Source organism: Bradyrhizobium sp. USDA 372 (assembly GCF_053629095.1).
The window spans coordinates 4,009,661-4,026,339 of record NZ_JBRJHR010000001.1 but is presented as its reverse complement, the minus strand read 5'-3'; the positions used below and the strand labels follow the sequence as shown (position 1 = coordinate 4,026,339).

At 64.7% G+C, this 16,679-nt stretch carries 12 protein-coding genes; 8 read left to right on the top strand and 4 right to left on the bottom strand.

Annotated elements, in window-relative coordinates:
- The first annotated feature begins 241 nt into the window (after positions 1-241).
- The 6 genes from rho (at position 242) to AB7M16_RS18965 (ending at position 8,225) form a co-directional block, all read left to right on the top strand.
- Positions 242-1,507: a transcription termination factor Rho gene (gene rho / locus AB7M16_RS18990; RefSeq protein ID WP_011083462.1), complete on the top strand. Its 1,266-nt coding sequence runs from the start codon at positions 242-244 to the stop codon at positions 1,505-1,507.
- A 310-nt stretch (positions 1,508-1,817) separates the two neighbouring features.
- Positions 1,818-3,176, top strand: coding sequence for a tRNA uridine-5-carboxymethylaminomethyl(34) synthesis GTPase MnmE (mnmE, locus tag AB7M16_RS18985; RefSeq protein ID WP_453944838.1), 1,359 nt, complete (start codon positions 1,818-1,820; stop codon positions 3,174-3,176).
- A 459-nt stretch (positions 3,177-3,635) separates the two neighbouring features.
- The gene (gene mnmG / locus AB7M16_RS18980; RefSeq protein WP_453944836.1) at positions 3,636-5,516 is read left to right on the top strand and encodes a tRNA uridine-5-carboxymethylaminomethyl(34) synthesis enzyme MnmG; all 1,881 of its coding nucleotides are present in this window, start codon (positions 3,636-3,638) and stop codon (positions 5,514-5,516) included.
- Between the two features lie 98 nt (positions 5,517-5,614).
- A complete protein-coding gene (gene rsmG, locus AB7M16_RS18975; protein ID WP_453944834.1) occupies positions 5,615-6,313 on the top strand; it encodes a 16S rRNA (guanine(527)-N(7))-methyltransferase RsmG in 699 nt (232 codons plus the stop codon).
- Positions 6,314-6,333: 20 nt separating this feature from the next.
- The gene (locus AB7M16_RS18970) at positions 6,334-7,200 is read left to right on the top strand and encodes a ParA family protein (protein ID WP_260381464.1); all 867 of its coding nucleotides are present in this window, start codon (positions 6,334-6,336) and stop codon (positions 7,198-7,200) included.
- Between the two features lie 137 nt (positions 7,201-7,337).
- Entirely contained in the window at positions 7,338-8,225 is an 888-nt protein-coding gene (locus AB7M16_RS18965; RefSeq protein ID WP_212257855.1) for a ParB/RepB/Spo0J family partition protein, read from the top strand.
- Positions 8,226-8,423: 198 nt separating this feature from the next.
- Here AB7M16_RS18965 and holA read toward each other — a convergent pair whose 3' ends face one another.
- The 3 genes from holA to leuS all read right to left on the bottom strand — a co-directional run bounded on the left by holA (position 8,424) and on the right by leuS (position 12,759).
- Complete coding sequence (gene holA, locus AB7M16_RS18960; RefSeq protein WP_439365076.1) at positions 8,424-9,452, bottom strand: DNA polymerase III subunit delta; 1,029 nt, start codon at positions 9,450-9,452, stop codon at positions 8,424-8,426.
- A 129-nt stretch (positions 9,453-9,581) separates the two neighbouring features.
- A complete protein-coding gene (gene lptE, locus AB7M16_RS18955) occupies positions 9,582-10,133 on the bottom strand; it encodes an LPS assembly lipoprotein LptE (protein WP_172787832.1) in 552 nt (183 codons plus the stop codon).
- Positions 10,120-12,759, bottom strand: a complete 2,640-nt coding sequence (gene leuS / locus AB7M16_RS18950; RefSeq protein ID WP_453944830.1) for a leucine--tRNA ligase — start codon at positions 12,757-12,759, stop codon at positions 10,120-10,122. The genes lptE and leuS overlap by 14 nt, the downstream gene beginning before the upstream one ends.
- 188 nt (positions 12,760-12,947) lie before the next feature.
- Here leuS and AB7M16_RS18945 point away from each other — a divergent pair, with 188 nt between their 5' ends.
- Complete coding sequence (locus AB7M16_RS18945; protein WP_453944828.1) at positions 12,948-13,994, top strand: GGDEF domain-containing protein; 1,047 nt, start codon at positions 12,948-12,950, stop codon at positions 13,992-13,994.
- Between the two features lie 87 nt (positions 13,995-14,081).
- Here AB7M16_RS18945 and AB7M16_RS18940 read toward each other — a convergent pair whose 3' ends face one another.
- Positions 14,082-15,785, bottom strand: coding sequence for a diguanylate cyclase domain-containing protein (locus AB7M16_RS18940; RefSeq protein ID WP_212257858.1), 1,704 nt, complete (start codon positions 15,783-15,785; stop codon positions 14,082-14,084).
- A 108-nt stretch (positions 15,786-15,893) separates the two neighbouring features.
- Between AB7M16_RS18940 and AB7M16_RS18935 the strand changes: the two genes are divergently transcribed.
- Complete coding sequence (locus AB7M16_RS18935) at positions 15,894-16,583, top strand: YggS family pyridoxal phosphate-dependent enzyme (RefSeq protein ID WP_212257859.1); 690 nt, start codon at positions 15,894-15,896, stop codon at positions 16,581-16,583.
- The last annotated feature ends 96 nt before the right edge of the window (positions 16,584-16,679 follow it).

Sequence of the window (16,679 nt, the reverse complement as noted above, 5' to 3'; positions counted from 1 at the left end):
TAGCTCAGCGCTTCGGCTTGCGGAGCGTTGAGCGATTTTCTATATTAGCGATATCCCACCCAACGCAGGCGGATGTGGTTGTGTCCGAGCCTTCCAGAGGCCGGACACCGCATCAGGTTTGAAGCCTCACCGGCGCTTAACCTTGCCAGACCTGCGGACCTTACCTGCACCTGCTCGCGTCCGCATTTCAGAGCCACCTCGCACCCCCCTCTTTTTCAGGTTACCCCACAGGACCACCCCAATGCGGGAAATCAAACTCCAGGACCTCAAGTCGAAAACCCCGGCCGAGCTCGTCTCGTTCGCGGAAGAGAACGGGGTCGAAAACGCCAGCACCATGCGCAAGCAGGAGCTGCTGTTCGCCATCCTCAAGCAGCTCTCGCTGGCCGAGACCGATATCGTCGGCGAGGGCGTCGTCGAGGTGCTCTCCGACGGCTTCGGCTTCCTCCGCTCGCCCGATGCGAATTATCTGCCGGGTCCGGACGATATCTACGTTTCGCCCTCGCAGATCCGCCGTTTCGGCCTGCGCACCGGCGACACCATCGAAGGTCATATCCGCAGCCCGAAAGAGGGCGAGCGCTACTTCGCGCTGCTGAAGGTCAACACGCTCAATTTCGAGGACCCGGAAAAGGCCAAGCACAAGGTCAATTTCGATAACCTCACGCCGCTGTTTCCGAATCAGCGTTTCCGCATGGAGATCGACGATCCGACGCGGAAAGACCTGTCTGCACGCGTGATCGACATCGTTGCGCCCATCGGCAAGGGTCAGCGCGCATTGATCGTGGCGCCGCCGCGGACCGGTAAGACCGTGCTGATGCAGAACATCGCGCACTCGATCACCCACAATCATCCCGAATGCTATCTGATCGTGCTCTTGATCGACGAGCGTCCGGAAGAAGTCACGGACATGCAACGCTCGGTGAAGGGCGAAGTGGTGTCCTCGACCTTCGACGAGCCGGCGGTGCGCCACGTTCAGGTCGCCGAGATGGTGATCGAGAAGGCAAAACGCCTGGTCGAGCACGGCCGCGACGTCGTGATCCTGCTCGATTCGATCACGCGCCTCGGCCGCGCCTACAACACCGTGGTGCCGTCATCCGGCAAGGTGCTGACCGGCGGTGTCGACGCCAACGCGCTGCAGCGCCCGAAGCGCTTCTTCGGCGCGGCCCGCAACATCGAGGAGGGCGGCTCGCTGACCATCATCGCGACGGCGCTGGTCGATACCGGCAGCCGCATGGACGAAGTCATCTTCGAAGAGTTCAAGGGTACCGGTAACTCCGAGCTGATCCTGGACCGCAAGGTCTCGGACAAGCGCACCTTCCCGGCGATCGATATCTCGCGCTCCGGCACCCGCAAGGAGGAGCTCATCACCGATCCGCAGGTGCTCAAGAAGATGTACGTGCTCCGCCGCATCCTCAATCCGATGGGTACGATGGACGCGATCGACTTCCTGCTCGACAAGCTGCGCTCGACCAAGAGCAATTCGGAGTTCTTCGACTCCATGAACACCTGAGTTGCACTGCAGCAAGATCAGAGGGCGCCTTCGGGCGCCCTTTTTGTTGCGGCTTTGCTGCAGCATAGTGCAGCATGAATGGTATCAGCCACCGGAGCTCGGGCATCTTTTAATCTATTGATATCTTACAATAATACTTGAATTTCCGCCGGCCTGTCTCCTGCGCGGGGGCGCATTCTTGCAGCAAAAATGCTGCGAGACTATTGCAATGCAGCATAAGTTGTTGCGAGATCTGGTGCGGCAAAATCCAGCCGCTGGCCAGGCTAAAAACGGATGTTTGCCTTTTCACCGGCAGCCGCACAAATAGGCCATGCATCCGCGAGACCAGACCATCTTTGCGCTGTCATCCGGCCGGGCGCCCAGCGCGATCGCGGTGGTGCGCGTCTCCGGCTCGCAAGCAGGCCTGGTGCTGACGACGCTTGCGGGCCGGTTGCCGGCGCCGCGACAGGCGAGCCGGCGGCTGCTCCGGGACGGCGCAGGCCAGCCGATCGACGATGCGGTCGTGCTCTGGTTTCCGGGACCGGCCAGCGCGACGGGCGAGGACATTGCCGAATTTCACGTCCATGGCGGCCGGGCGGTGCTGGCGGCGCTCTTCGCCGCTTTTTCAGATATTCCGAATACGCGCGCGGCGGAGCCCGGCGAGTTCACCCGGCGCGCCTTCGAGAATGGCAAGCTCGACCTGACCGAGGCCGAGGGGCTCGACGACCTCATTCACGCCGACACCGACCGCCAGCGCCGCCAGGCGCTGCGCCAGCTGCAGGGCCTGCTCGGCGACCGCGCGCGCGACTGGCGCGAGCGCATCATCCAGGCCTCCGCGCTGATCGAGGCCGGCATCGATTTTTCCGATGAAGGCGACGTGCCCGCGGAGCTGAGGGCGCCGGCAGTGAAAGCGATCAAGGCGCTTCACGACGAAATCGCAAAAGTGCTTGCGGCACAGGGACATTCCGAACGGCTGCGCGATGGCCTGGTGGTTGCGATCGCGGGCGAGCCGAATGTCGGCAAGTCGACGCTGATCAACCAGCTGGCGCGCCGCGAGGTCGCGATCGTCTCGCCGCATGCCGGCACCACGCGCGACGTGATCGAGGTGCAGCTCGATCTCGATGGCTATCCTGTTACGGTCATCGACACCGCCGGCATCCGCGAGACCGATGATCCCGTGGAGCAGGAAGGCGTGCGCCGGGCCCGCGCGCGAGCCGAGGACGCCGATCTGGTGTTGTGGTTGGTGGAGGGCGGGCAAGCCCTCGATCTCGACACAATGCGCTCGCGCTGGACATCCGCGGACGGTGGTGCTTCGTCCAGCGGCTCGGTCTGGATCGTGCGCAACAAGATCGATCTCGGCGGGGGCGGTGGAGCGGGGCCAAGCGGCGAGTTCGGGATCTCGGCAAGCCGGGGCGACGGCATCCCCGAGCTGGTCGACGCGCTGGTGAGATTCGCTTCCGAGTTCTTCGGGACCACCGAGGGCGCCATGGTGACCCGGGCCCGCCAGCGAGACTTGTTGAGCCGGGCCTCAGACAGCTTGCGCCGAAGTCTGGACCTTGTAGAAGACGGCGAGGAGCTCGCGGCCGAAGAGCTGCGAGCAGCGGCCTATGCCTTGGGCCGGCTCTTGGGCCGCGTGGACGTTGAGGACGTCCTTGGCGCCATCTTTCAGAAATTCTGCATCGGAAAGTAGCGCTAGTACTTGATTCTAGAACTAGCCCTTGTTCCATTTCTTCTGTTTCACGTGAAACATGGGCGCTCCTCGCTTTGTTTACGTGAAACGCCGCTCTCTCCCCGTCATTGCGAGGAGCCCTTGCGACGAAGCAATCCAGACTGCCTCCCTCCACGAGATCCTGGATTGCTTCGCCGCGCTCGCCATGACGGAGTATGACGCGGTACGTGGCGCCCCCCGACCAGCAGCTACGGAGGCGCGGTGAGGGCACGAGACAAGGATGTCTGGTCGAGCATCGTTCGGCCCAGGAGCCCGTATTTGTTTCACGTGAAACACCAGATGGATCAATGCACCTCCTACTGTGCATGGGGTTGTTTTCGCGAAAATGGTTCCGACTTGGGGCTTGCGCCTGTTTCACGTGAAACGCCGCTCCCGAGTTTCCACTTCCGGCTTTCCCAGCTCTGAGCTAGAAGTCCGTCCATGCGAACAGAGCGAGAGAGTTTCGACGTCATCGTCATTGGCGGCGGCCACGCCGGCTGTGAAGCCGCGGCTGCCGCTGCCCGGATGGGTGCGGTGACCGCTCTGGTGACGCACCGTTTCTCCACGGTTGGCGCAATGTCCTGCAATCCCGCCATCGGTGGGCTCGGCAAGGGCCATCTGGTCCGCGAGGTCGATGCGCTCGACGGTTTGATGGGCCGTGTCGGCGATGCCGGCGGCATCCAGTTTCGCGTTCTCAATCGCCGTAAGGGCCCCGCCGTGCGTGGCCCCCGGGCTCAGGCAGACCGAAAGCTCTACGCGGCGGCGATGCAGGCGGCGATCCGGGAGACCGAAGGCCTCTTCGTCATCGAGGACGAAGCCGACGAGCTGATCGTGGTCGATAACCGGGTGAGCGGCCTGCGCCTAGCGGACGGCCAGGAGCTTCGGGCAGGGGCCGTTGTCGTCACCACCGGCACCTTTCTCCGTGGGCTGATTCATCTCGGTGAGAAGAACTGGCCTGCCGGCCGGGCAGGCGAGGCACCTGCGATGGGCCTTTCCAGCTCTTTCGAGCGCGCCGGCTTTACCCTCGGACGTCTCAAGACCGGCACTCCGCCGCGTCTCGACGGCACCACGATCGACTGGTCGGCGGTCGAGATGCAGCCCGGCGACGAGCCGCCGGAGCCGTTTTCGGTGATGACCGAGCGGATCACGACGCCGCAGATCCAGTGCGGGATCACCCGGACCACGCCGGCGACCCATGAGGTGATCCGGGCCAATGTCCATCGCTCCCCGATGTACTCCGGCCAGATCAAGAGCTCCGGGCCGCGTTATTGCCCCTCGATCGAGGACAAGATCGTCCGCTTCGGCGATCGCGACGGCCACCAGATCTTCCTGGAGCCGGAAGGGCTCGATGATAGCACCGTCTATCCCAACGGCATCTCGACCTCGCTGCCCGAAGAGGTCCAGCTCGCGATCCTTGCCAGCATTCCCGGCCTGGAGCGGGTGAAGATGGTCCGCCCCGGCTATGCCATCGAGTACGATCACATCGATGCCCGCGAGCTCGATCCGACCCTGCAGACCAAGCGTGTGCGCGGGCTGTTTCTGGCCGGGCAGATCAACGGCACCACCGGATATGAGGAAGCCGCCGGGCAGGGCATTGTTGCCGGCCTGAACGCGGCGCTTTCCGCCAGCGGGGCCGCGCTCACCGTGTTCGATCGTGCCGACGGCTATCTCGGTGTGATGATCGACGACCTCGTCACCCGCGGGATCAGCGAGCCCTATCGGATGTTCACCTCGCGCGCCGAGTACCGGCTGACCCTACGGGCCGACAATGCCGATCAGCGCCTGACGGAGAAGGGCATCGCGCTGGGATGCGTCGGCAGCGCCAGAACCCGGCATCATCGCGCCAAGATGGATGCGTTGAACGCCGCCAGGACGCTCTCGAAGTCCCTGACCATCACCCCGAACGAGGCGATCAAGCACGGGCTGTCGCTGAACCGGGATGGCCAGCGCCGTTCGGCTTTCGAGCTGATGGCCTATCCGGAGATCGGCTGGAGCCAGGTCCGCGCGATCTGGCCGGAGCTGTCGGCCGTCGATCCCGTCATCGCGACCCATCTCGAGATCGACGCCAAGTATGACGTCTATCTGGAGCGCCAGAGCGCCGACGTCGAAGCCTTCCGCCGCGACGAGGGCATGGTGCTGGCGGACGTCGATTACCAGCTCGTTCCCGGTCTCTCCAATGAAGTGCGTGCCAAGCTGGAGAAGGCACGACCCTTCACCGTCGGCCAGGCCGGCCGCATCGACGGTATGACGCCGGCGGCGCTCGGCATTCTCGCGGCCTATCTGCGCCGCGAGGCACGAAAGACTTCCAAAGCAATCGCATAAAGCCAATCGCATAGGCGTTTCACGTGAAACAGCGCGGATCGGGCGGGGATCGACCGCCAACGCGACGACCCGGAGCGGGCGAGGGCGCTGGGCGCCGAATGGAGGCGGGATCGGTCAGCCCAACGGCCAGCAAGGCCGTTGCCAACGACAAGGCGCTCGATTCCATCATCGCCGCCGACAAGACCGCGGCCCTCAAGCTCGCGCCCGTTTCACGTGAAGCCGAGGAGCGACTTGATCGCTACATCGCGCTGCTGCGGGAGTGGCAGGCCAAGACCAATCTCGTCGCGCCCTCGACCTTGCCGCAGCTCTGGACCCGGCACATCGCCGACTCGCTTCAGCTGGTCGATCTTGCGCCGGCCGCAAAACGCTGGGCCGATCTGGGCAGCGGTGGCGGATTTCCCGGGGTCGTGCTCGCCTGTGCCATGGCTGGCGCACCTGGCGCGAGCGTCCATCTCGTCGAGCGAATCGCCAAGAAGGCCGCCTTTTTACGCGAAGCGATCCGCGTCACCACATCTCCGGGAGTCGTACATCTCGCCGAGATCGGGGATAATGTGGATAGAATCACCGGCCCCGTCGATTGCGTCACCGCGCGTGCACTGGCTCCGCTACATCAACTCATCGGCTTTGCGGAGCCGCTGATGCGCCAAGGCGCAAAGGCGCTATTTCTCAAGGGTCAAGATGTAGAGGCTGAATTGACCGAAGCCGCTAAATATTGGAATATTCGGCCGCAGCTCCACCAAAGCCGCACGGGCGACGGGTGGATCGTGGAGCTCAATGCCGCCGAACGGCGCGGCTGAGGGGTGAGTGGGGAATCGCGATGAGCGTGATTGACGAACCGCAGCAAGAACAGACGGCCCAAAAGACCGATGAGGTCCCCCATGGCCATCCGCGCATTCTCGCGCTGGCGAATCAAAAAGGCGGTGTGGGAAAAACAACCACAGCGATCAACCTCGGCACGGCGCTCGCTGCGATTGGCGAGCGCGTCCTGATCGTCGATCTCGATCCGCAGGGCAACGCCTCGACCGGCCTCGGCATCGATCGCCGCAACCGCTCCTGCTCGACCTATGACGTGCTGATCGGTGAAGCGCCTCTGCGTGAAGCCGTGGTCTCGACCGCGGTGCCTCGGCTGCACATCGCACCCTCGACCATGGACCTCTCCGGCCTCGAGCTCGAGCTCGGCACCACGCCCGGCCGCGCCTTCAAGCTGCGCGACGCGATCGGCGCGCTCAACAACAACGTCTCGCCAGACGCCGACTATACCTATGTGCTGATCGACTGCCCGCCTTCGCTCAACCTGCTCACGGTCAACGCGATGGCCGCCTCCGATGCGATCCTGGTGCCGCTGCAATGCGAGTTCTTCGCGCTCGAAGGTCTGTCGCAACTCTTGCAGACCGTCGAGCAGGTGCGCTCGACGCTCAATCCGAACCTGTCGATCCACGGCATCGTGCTGACCATGTTCGACTCGCGCAACAACCTGTCGAACCAGGTCGTCGCCGACGTCCGCCAGTTCATGGGCGAGAAGGTCTACAAGACCATGATCCCGCGCAACGTGCGCATCTCGGAAGCGCCGTCCTACGGCAAGCCGGTGCTGGTCTATGATCTCAAATGCGTCGGCAGCGAAGCCTATTTGCGGCTTGCCACCGAAGTGATCCAGCGCGAGCGCGAGCTGCGCACGACGCATTGACGCCGCCGTAGGGTGGGCAAAGGCGTCTTCGCCGTGCCCACCGTCTTCCGCACACAATCGGTGGGCACGCTTCGCTTTGCCCACCCTACGATAATTCAGTTCTGGAGTGCTGCACCGTGAATCCAAGGGAGCTGGCGATGGCCGACGAAGCGCGTTCGCGACTGGGCCGGGGTCTTGCAAGTCTGATCGGTGACGTCGGCGGCGAGGCCCAGCATGTCGATCGTCCGCGCGCACAGCGCAAGGTGCCGATCGAATTCATCAAGGCCAATCCGCGCAACCCGCGCCGCACGTTTTCGGACACCGAGCTGAAGGAGCTCTCCGACTCCATCAAGCAGCATGGCGTGATCCAGCCGATCGTGGTGCGGCCCGTGAAGGGCGCGCAGGATCGCTACGAGATCATCGCCGGCGAACGACGCTGGCGCGCCTCGCAGATGGCCGGCCTGCACGAAGTGCCGATCGTGCCGGTCGACATCAGCGACAGCGACGCGCTGGAATTCGCGATCGTCGAGAACGTCCAGCGCGAGGACCTCAACCCGATGGAGGAGGCGCAGGGCTATCACGCGCTCGCCAACGAGTTCAAACGCAGCCAGGACGACATTGCCAAGGTCGTCGGCAAGAGCCGCAGCCACGTCGCCAACATGATGCGGCTGACCAAGCTGCCGGCGGAGGTGCAGGCCTTCATCGCGACCGGCGAGCTGACGGCCGGCCACGCCCGCGCGTTGATCGGCGTGCCCGATCCGCTCGCCGCCGCCAAGCGCATCGTCGAGGAAGGTCTCAACGTCCGCCAGGCCGAGGCGCTCGCGCACGAAGAGGGCGTGCCAGAGCGCAAGCCGCAGAAGGCGCGCGCCAGCGGGGGCAAGGAAAAGGACCCCGACACGATCGATCTGGAGAAGCGCGTCAGCGACGCGCTCGGCCTCAAGGTCACCGTCAACCACCGCGATCCCGGCGGCTCCGTGCAGATCAACTACCGCAACCTCGATCAGCTCGACGAGGTGATGAAGCGGCTGGCCAAGGGCGCGCTGTAGACCGAATCCTCGGGCGTCGTTCCCACGCTCGAGGACGTCAGGGCGTGCGTGGGCGCGCAACTATTTCCACATCGTCATTGCGAGCGCAGCGAAGCAATCCAGAATCTTTCCGCCGAGGGACTCTGGATTGCTTCGCTCCGCTCGCAATGACGGGTGGAGACAGCTGCGCTCGCAATGACGTGGCGAGAGAGCTGGGGCCTATCCCCGCCGTTTCGCGTTCGCGGCGATCGCCATCAGCGCGCGCTGGGCGATGGCGGCGGCGAGGGCGGACTGCTTGCGGGTGTCGAGCGCGGCGGTCGCGAGCTGCTCGATCACAGCGGCGAGCCGCGCCGGGCTGAAATTGCGCAGCGCGGTTTCGACTGCAGGCTTTCGAGAAAAATGCAGGCGCGGATAGCCGCCCTCGAGCACCGCGGAGGCAGGCTGGCCGTCGGCGATGGCGAGCGCGGATTTGTGCAGCCACGCGGCCTGGCGCTGGGCGGCCGAGATGATCACGCCGGGGTAGGTCCCGGCGATCATCGCCTTGGCAAACTCGGTCTCGACGATGTCGGGCCGCCCGGCGAAGGCGCCGTCGACGATCGGATCGAGCTTCAGCTCGGAGGCATCGGCGACCACGGCCATGACGTCATCCAGCGTGACCTCACCCTTGCCGTGGGCGTAGAGCGTCAGCTTGCGCAGCTCGTTGCGCGAGGCCTGGCGGTCGCCGCCGAGGAACGACATCAGCGCCGCGCGGGCGTCCTGCGCGATGCGCAAATTCGCGATGCGCAGCTCGTCGTCCATCAGCTTGGCAAGATCGCGCTCGGTGTCGGGATAACAGCCGATCGCGACCGCCGTCTTGGCTTTCTCGCAGGTCTTGCGCAGCGGCGATTCCGGGCGGAGCTCGCCGGCCTCGATCACGATGCGGCAATCCTTCACGTTCATCTCGGCCAGCGTCTCGATGCCGCTGGCAAAGCTGCGCGAGCCGGCGCGAACGCGGATGGCGCGGCGGCCGCCGAACAGCGGCACCGTCATCGCCTCGTCGACGAGGCGCGACGGCTCGGCGGAGAGCTCGTCGCCGTCGAGCTTGACCAGCGAGAACGGGTCGTTGGGATCGTCGACGCTGGACGCGATCAGCGCATCGGCGCGCTCGCGCACCAGACCGGCATCAGGACCGTAGAGCAGGATGATCGGACGGCCCGCATCAGGGCGGGCGAGGAAGGCGTCGATCTCTTTTCCACGCAGTGCGACCATTGGGGCTAACCGTCGTTCCGGGCGCGCGTGGCGCGAACTACGGTGCGCAATTGCGCACCAGAGAATCCAGAGGTTTGGGATCGAGATTCCGGGCTCACGCTTCGCGTGCCCCGGAACGACGGGAGCGAACTACGTGCCCGCAGTGAAGAACGAGGCGAGCCGGGTCGTGATGTTCTCGGCGATCTCGTTGGCGGCGCGATCCTCGGCATCGCGTACGGCGCGGGTGCGCGAGAAGCGCTGATAGGAGCCGGGCATGTCGTAGGACACGCGCGAGAACGTCGAGCCGTTCATCACCGACCGGCCGGTCGCGACGTCGATCAGATTGTACTGGGCGTCGATGCCGAGATTTTCGCTGGTCGGCAGTCCGGTCATGGAGCTGACGATCAGCGAGGAGCGGCTGGTGGTGAAGCGGATGTCGAGCCGGTGGGTCGGCGGCATGCCCGTCGCGGTGCCGTAAAGCTTGAAGGCCAGCGCGTTGCGGATCTCGACGCCGACGCGGGCCTCGCGGGAGGCATTGGACTTGTTGATCGGGGGCAGCTCGACCCCCATCAGCTTCTCGCGCAGGCCTGGGGTGCCGTCGCTGCGCTCGGCATACATCGGCTGGAAGCAGCCGGCCGTCAGCGCCGCCAGCGCGGCGACTGCCAGCAAGCGGGCTGCGATACGGATCCTAGCCGACAACATTCACGATCCTCTTGGGGACGATGATCACCTTGCGGACGGGCTTGCCGTCCAGGGCCAGCTTTACCGCATCGAGGGCCAAAACGGCAGCCTCGATTTCCGGATTTTGGGCCGCTGTTGCAACTGTGACCTCACCCCGCTTCTTGCCGTTGACCTGGACCACCAGGGTCACGCTGTCTTCAACCAGCAAATCGCGTTCGATTTGGGGCCAATCGGCCTCCGAAACCAGCCCCTTTCGGCCAAGACCATTCTTGAAAAGCACCTGCCAGCACTCCTCGGCCAGATGCGGCATCATCGGCGAGAACAGCTGGACCAGGATCTGGCTGGCCTCCTGGATCGCCCAGGCGAGATCAGGGGCGGGCTGGCCGGGGCGCTGGAGCACCTCCGAGAATGCATTGGTGAATTCGCGGATATGGGCCAGGCAAACGTTGAAATGCAACCGCTCGATGCCGGTGGTGACCTTGTCCAGCGCGCCGTGGGCGGCCTTGCGCAAAGCGGTGGCGTCCGGGCCGAAGCTGGCCGGCCGGGCCGCGGGCGCAGCCTTGCCGAGTTCGACGGCATCGTTCACCAGCCGCCACAGCCGCTGCACGAAGCGCGAGGCGCCCTGGACGCGCTCGTCGCTCCAGATCACGTCGCGGTCGGGCGGGGAGTCCGACAGCATGAACCAGCGGGCGACGTCGGCGCCATAGGTCTCGATGATGTCGTCGGGGTCGACCGTGTTCTTCTTCGACTTGGACATCTTCTCGATCGGGCCGATCGCGATGTCTTCGCCCGTCGTCAGCAGCGTGGCGCGCCGTCCGTTGCCGCCGATCTCGACCTTCACCTCGGCCGGCTGCACATAGGTGCCGTCGGCCTTCTGGTAGGTCTCGTGCACCACCATGCCTTGCGTGAACATGCCGGCGAACGGTTCGTCCAGCGCGATGTGCCCCGTCGCCTTCATCGCGCGGGTGAAGAAGCGGCTGTAGAGCAGATGCAGGATCGCGTGCTCGACGCCGCCGATATATTGGTCGACCGGCAGCATCCGGTTGGCGACATCAGGCGTCGTCGGCGAAGCCTCGTTCCAGGGATCGGTGAAGCGCGCGAAGTACCAGGACGAATCCACGAAGGTGTCCATGGTGTCGGTTTCGCGTTGGGCCTTGCCTCCGCATTGCGGGCAGGTGACGTGCTTCCAGGTCGGATGATGATCGAGCGCGTTGCCCGGTTTGTCGAAGGTCGCATCGTCGGGCAGCTTCACGGGCAGGTCGGCATCCGGCACCGGCACCACGTCGCACTTCGGACAGTGAATGATCGGAATCGGGCAGCCCCAATAGCGCTGGCGTGAAATGCCCCAGTCGCGCAGGCGGAAATTGACCTGACGCTCGCCGACCGGCGCGTTGCCGCGCAGCTCGGTCTCGAGCCGTTTCGCCACCTCTTCCTTGGCCTCGTCGATGGTCATGCCGTCGAGGAAGCGCGAATTGATCATGCGGCCGTCACCGTCATAGGCGGTGTCGGTGATGACGAAGCTCTTCGGGTCCTGACCTTCCGGGCATACGACGGGCGTGTTGCCGAGATTGTACTTGTTGACGAAGTCGAGGTCGCGCTGGTCGTGTGCGGGGCAGCCGAAGATGGCGCCGGTGCCGTATTCCATCAGCACGAAGTTGGCGACATAGACCGGCAGCTTCCAGGAGGGATCGAACGGGTGCACCGCGCGGATGCCGGTATCAAAACCCTGCTTTTCCGCGGTGTCGATGATCTCCTGCGCGGTGCCGATCTTCTTGATCTCGGCAATGAACTCGGCAAGCTTCGGGTTCTTGGCCGCTGCTGCCTGCGCCAGCGGATGATCCGCCGAGATCGCCATGAACTTGGCGCCGAACAACGTGTCCGGGCGCGTGGTGAAGATCTTCAGCTCGCTCTCGCCCGCTGGCGTCGTCGCCGCATCCAGCGCGAAGCGGATCAACAGGCCCTCGGAGCGGCCGATCCAGTTGCGCTGCATCAGCCGCACCTTGTCGGGCCAGCGGTCCAGCCCATCCAGCGCCGACAGCAGCTCCTGCGAGTACTTCGTGATCTTGAAGACCCACTGGTTCATCTCGCGCTGCTCGACCACGGCGCCGGAACGCCAGCCGCGGCCGTCGATCACCTGCTCGTTGGCGAGCACGGTCATGTCGACGGGATCCCAGTTCACCTTGCGCTTTTCGCGCTCGGCAAGCCCGGCGCGCAGGAAGTCCAGAAACATCTTCTGCTGGTGCTTGTAATAGGAGGGATCGCAGGTCGCGATCTCCCTGGACCAGTCCAGCGACAGCCCGATCGAGCGGAGCTGCTTCTTCATCGCGGCGATGTTGTCGTAGGTCCAGGCCTTCGGCGCCACCTTGCGCTCGATCGCGGCGTTCTCGGCCGGCAGGCCGAAAGCGTCCCAGCCCATCGGATGCAGCACGTTGAACCCCTTGGCGCGCATGAAGCGGGCCAGCACGTCGCCGAGCGTGTAATTCCGGACATGGCCGATATGGATGCGCCCGGACGGGTAGGGGAACATCTCGAGGACGTAGTATTTCGGCCGCGGATCGTCGTTCTTGGAGACGAAGATCGCCTGCTCGTCCCAGAGGCGTTGCCAGCGCGGTTCGGCATCGCGGGCGTTATAGCGTTCGGAGGTCATGGAATCGTTGGGTTTTCGTGGGTTCGGCCGTCAAGACGGCGGACTAGGCCATAGAAGACCTCGGGGGGTCAATGGGTTGCCGCGTTTTGGAACTTTGGCGACGCCTCCGCATAACTACGAGGGCCCGCGTTGGGGTGTGATTAAGGGGTCAATGCCAATTTGCGGCTCGACAAGGCCGCGTACCGCAAATGGATTCCAGCTTCGACGATCCCGATTACGACTATGCCGCGTCCATTGCTGGGCGGGCGATGCGGAGCATGGCCGAACAGCGGGTTGCGCCGACCCCGGCCAATTTTGCGGTCTGGTACCAATATTTCGCAGGTGGCCACGACGATCTGCGCAACGCAATCGATCTCCTGATCGATCACAATCGTCCGTTCGACGCCCAAACCAATCAGGATCTGTTCGAGACCTACGTCGCGCCCCAGGTGAGTGCCGTCGTGGTCGACACGTCCGAGCGGCTGCAGGCGCTGATGGGGACGGCGAAGGAGTTTCTGGCGACGGCGATCGCTGACAATCATTCGCAGATGCAGGTCATCAGCCAGGTGGCCGACCAGGGCAAGGCCGGCGTCGATCCAAAGCTGCTGGTCGCCCAGCTCATGAACGAGCTGGCGCGGGCCGCCACGCGGGCGACGCGGCTGGAGGCAGGCTTTGCGGAAAAGACCCGCGAGCTCGACGTGATCCGCGATTCGCTGTCGCGATCCGAGCAGCGCGCCCGGACCGACACGCTGACGGGGCTGGCGAACCGGCGGGCGCTCGATGAATTCCTGCGCAAGGCGCAGACGACGGCGGAATGGGGCGAGCCGCTCAGCGTGCTGCTGCTCGACATCGACCACTTCAAGTCCTTCAACGACAATTTCGGCCACGGTGTCGGCGACCAGGTGCTGCGCCTGATGGCCAAGGTGCTGCGCGAGAAGGTTCGCGCGCAGGATCTGCCGGCCCGCTATGGCGGCGAGGAGCTGATCGCGGTGCTGCCGGACGCCGATCTGGCCGCCTGCGCCGAGATCGCCGAACGCATCAGGCGCGCAATCGCCGAAGCCACCATCACGCGTCGTTCGACCGGCGAGACCCTGCCCGGCATCAGCGTGTCGATCGGCGTGGCGCAATACCGGGTCGGCGAGACGATCGCGGATCTGATCGAGCGTTGCGACCGCGCGCTCTATCTCGCCAAGGGCGGCGGTCGTAATCGTGTGGTGACGGAGATCGAGCTCGAGCGGGCCGGGGCTGCGGGCTAAAGCATGATCCGGAAAAGTGCGAAGCGGTTTTCCGGAAGGATCATGCCCAGACAACAACCCAAGGCGCGATGAATCCCGTCGTGCTTTTTAGGCGCTCGCCACCATCATCATGCCGGCCGCGCTGGTCTCGATGGCCTGCACGCCGTGCTCGACGACGTTGTTGCGGCCGCGGTGCTTGGCGGCGTAGAGCGCGGCGTCGGCGGCTTCGATCAGGTCGCCTGGGCGCAGGGTCTCGTTCGGCTTGGTCGCAGCGACGCCGATCGAGACGGTGACGATCATGTGGTGCGAGGTGATGTGCGGCAGACAGAGCCTCAGCACGGCCGAACGCACCTGCTCGCCGATCTCGACGGCGCGCGTCACGTCGGTGTTCGGCAGCAGCAGGCAGAACTCCTCGCCGCCGTAACGGGCCGCGAAGCCCATCGTGTCGGCGGCGATGCCGGACAGCGATTCGCCGAGTCGCGTCAGGCAGGAATCGCCTTCGAGATGGCCATAGGTGTCGTTGAACAGCTTGAAATGATCGACGTCGATCATCAGAAGCGCAAGCTCGCTGCCATACTGCTGCGCGCGCATCCATTCGAAATCCAGCCGGCTCTGGAAACCGCGGCGATTGGCGAGGCCGGACAGCATGTCGATCGAAGCCATCACCGTCAGGCGGTCGTTGCTTGCGATCAGCTCGCGCTCGCGCTGGCTCAGCTGCGCGGCCATCGCGTTGAACGCGCGGGCCAGCGGCACGAACTCGGCGGGCAGGCGATTGCGCGCGGCGCGGGCCGAGAGATCGCCCTCGCCGAGACGCTTGGCCATGTCGGCGAGCATCTCGATCGGCTTGATCACGAGCTTTTCGGCGGCGATCAGCGCGCCGAGCAGGACGAACATGAGCACGAAGGCGAGCTGCAGATAGGCGGTGCGGATGTCGCGGCTGACCGCTGCGGACACCTTGTCCTCGTCGATGCTGGCGATCAGACGGGCATTGGTGCCGGCGATGCGGATATAGCTGACGGCGCGGCGGGAGCCGTCGGCGGCGAGGAAGGACAGCGAACCCTCATCCTGATCGGAGCGCAGCGCCTTGTCGGCGATCGCGGACATCAGCGGCATGTGGTCGAGCGGACGGCCGACCGCGCTGTGCTGATCGGCCGGCGCCGCCAGCACGGTGCCCGCGCTGTCGACCAGCACCGCGGTGATGCCGGCGCGACCGCCCAGATTGTTCATGACCTTCGACATCCAGTCGAGATTGACGGTGGCGAGCACGACGGCATCGGCCACACCGCTGAAGGCGGACACCGGATAAACCGCCATCACCGTCGGCGAGGGCACCGGCCGCGACATGATGAAGTCGCTCAGCACGAAGCGGCCGGTTTCCTGGGCCTGCTGGAAGTACGGCCGGTCGCTGAGATCGAGGCCGACATACATGTTGTTGGTGGCGCATTGGATGCGGCCGTCCTGGCCGGCGATCAGAAGCGTGCGGATCCAGGGCAGGCTCGACGGCAGGCTCGCCCGCAGCACGTCGCAGCTCTTGGTGATTCCGCCGGCGGAGGCGCGGATGAAGGCCTCCGATTTCAGGATGGTCTCGACCGACGAGATCACCTCGCGCTGCGCATCAGCGCTGTGCCTTGCCACAATGGTGAATTCAGCCGCAGCCTGCGCGATCTGCCGCGCGCGCGTGTCTTCGAGGGACCGGATGCGCTCGATCATCAGGGGCGTCACGAGAATCACCGCGAGCAACGCAAGCCGCGCCCGGATTCCGAGAACCTGCTTGAGTTTCGCGCGCTTGCGGTTGAGACTGACGCTTGCCATTTTCGCTACCCACCCCGCGGGCTAAGGTAAAGCGAAGGGTTCAAAAACTGTTTCTTGAACTCGGTAAAATTGGACCTAACGCGGGTTCGGTCACAGCCAAGAGACGTCATGACAGAAGCCAACGCCGCGCCGGTAACCGGCGATTCACCAAATGCCCTCGCCACGGTCGAAGCCGAAATTGCACGCGCCTGCAGGGACGCGCAGCGTGACCGCGCCTCGGTCACGCTGATCGCCGTGTCCAAGACTTTCGCGGCGGACGCAATTACTCCGGTTATCGCCGCCGGACAGCGCGTATTTGGCGAGAATCGGGTGCAGGAAGCCAAAGCCAAGTGGCCGGCATTAACGTCTGCTTACCCCGGTATCGCGCTGCATCTGATCGGGCCGCTGCAATCCAACAAGGCGAAAGAGGCAGTCGCGCTGTTCGACGCCATCCATTCGGTCGACCGTCCGAGTATTTGCCAAGCGTTAGCCAAGGAAATCGAATCCCAGAACAAGCACCCGCAGCTGTTCGTCCAGATCAACACCGGCGAGGAGCCGCAGAAGGCCGGCGTTGCGCCTGGCGAGGCCGATGCCTTCATTGCGAGCTGCCGCGACACCTACGGGCTGACGATCTCCGGGTTGATGTGCATCCCGCCGGTCGACGAGCCCCCTGCCGCGCACTTTGCGCTCACCGCCAAGATCGCCGCGCGCAATGGCTTGACGAATCTCTCGATGGGCATGAGCGCCGATTTCGCGACCGCCATCATGTTGGGCGCCACCCATGTGCGCGTCGGGAGCGCGATCTTCGGGCATCGGTGATAGCCGTAAGCCGGGTCAGGGAGCCATACACGTCCTCGATTTCGTCATTGCGAGCGAAGCGACTTGTCCGCCGAAGCCTTGGCGAAGGCGGAAGCA

Coding starts and splice junctions, on each gene's coding strand:
- rho (WP_011083462.1), top strand. CDS start 242: ATGCGGGAAATCAAACTCCAGGACCTCAAGTCGAAAACCCCGGCCGAG.
- mnmE (WP_453944838.1), top strand. CDS start 1,818: ATGCATCCGCGAGACCAGACCATCTTTGCGCTGTCATCCGGCCGGGCG.
- mnmG (WP_453944836.1), top strand. CDS start 3,636: ATGCGAACAGAGCGAGAGAGTTTCGACGTCATCGTCATTGGCGGCGGC.
- rsmG (WP_453944834.1), top strand. CDS start 5,615: ATGGAGGCGGGATCGGTCAGCCCAACGGCCAGCAAGGCCGTTGCCAAC.
- AB7M16_RS18970 (WP_260381464.1), top strand. CDS start 6,334: ATGAGCGTGATTGACGAACCGCAGCAAGAACAGACGGCCCAAAAGACC.
- AB7M16_RS18965 (WP_212257855.1), top strand. CDS start 7,338: ATGGCCGACGAAGCGCGTTCGCGACTGGGCCGGGGTCTTGCAAGTCTG.
- holA (WP_439365076.1), bottom strand. CDS start 9,452: ATGGTCGCACTGCGTGGAAAAGAGATCGACGCCTTCCTCGCCCGCCCT.
- lptE (WP_172787832.1), bottom strand. CDS start 10,133: ATGTTGTCGGCTAGGATCCGTATCGCAGCCCGCTTGCTGGCAGTCGCC.
- leuS (WP_453944830.1), bottom strand. CDS start 12,759: ATGACCTCCGAACGCTATAACGCCCGCGATGCCGAACCGCGCTGGCAA.
- AB7M16_RS18945 (WP_453944828.1), top strand. CDS start 12,948: ATGGATTCCAGCTTCGACGATCCCGATTACGACTATGCCGCGTCCATT.
- AB7M16_RS18940 (WP_212257858.1), bottom strand. CDS start 15,785: ATGGCAAGCGTCAGTCTCAACCGCAAGCGCGCGAAACTCAAGCAGGTT.
- AB7M16_RS18935 (WP_212257859.1), top strand. CDS start 15,894: ATGACAGAAGCCAACGCCGCGCCGGTAACCGGCGATTCACCAAATGCC.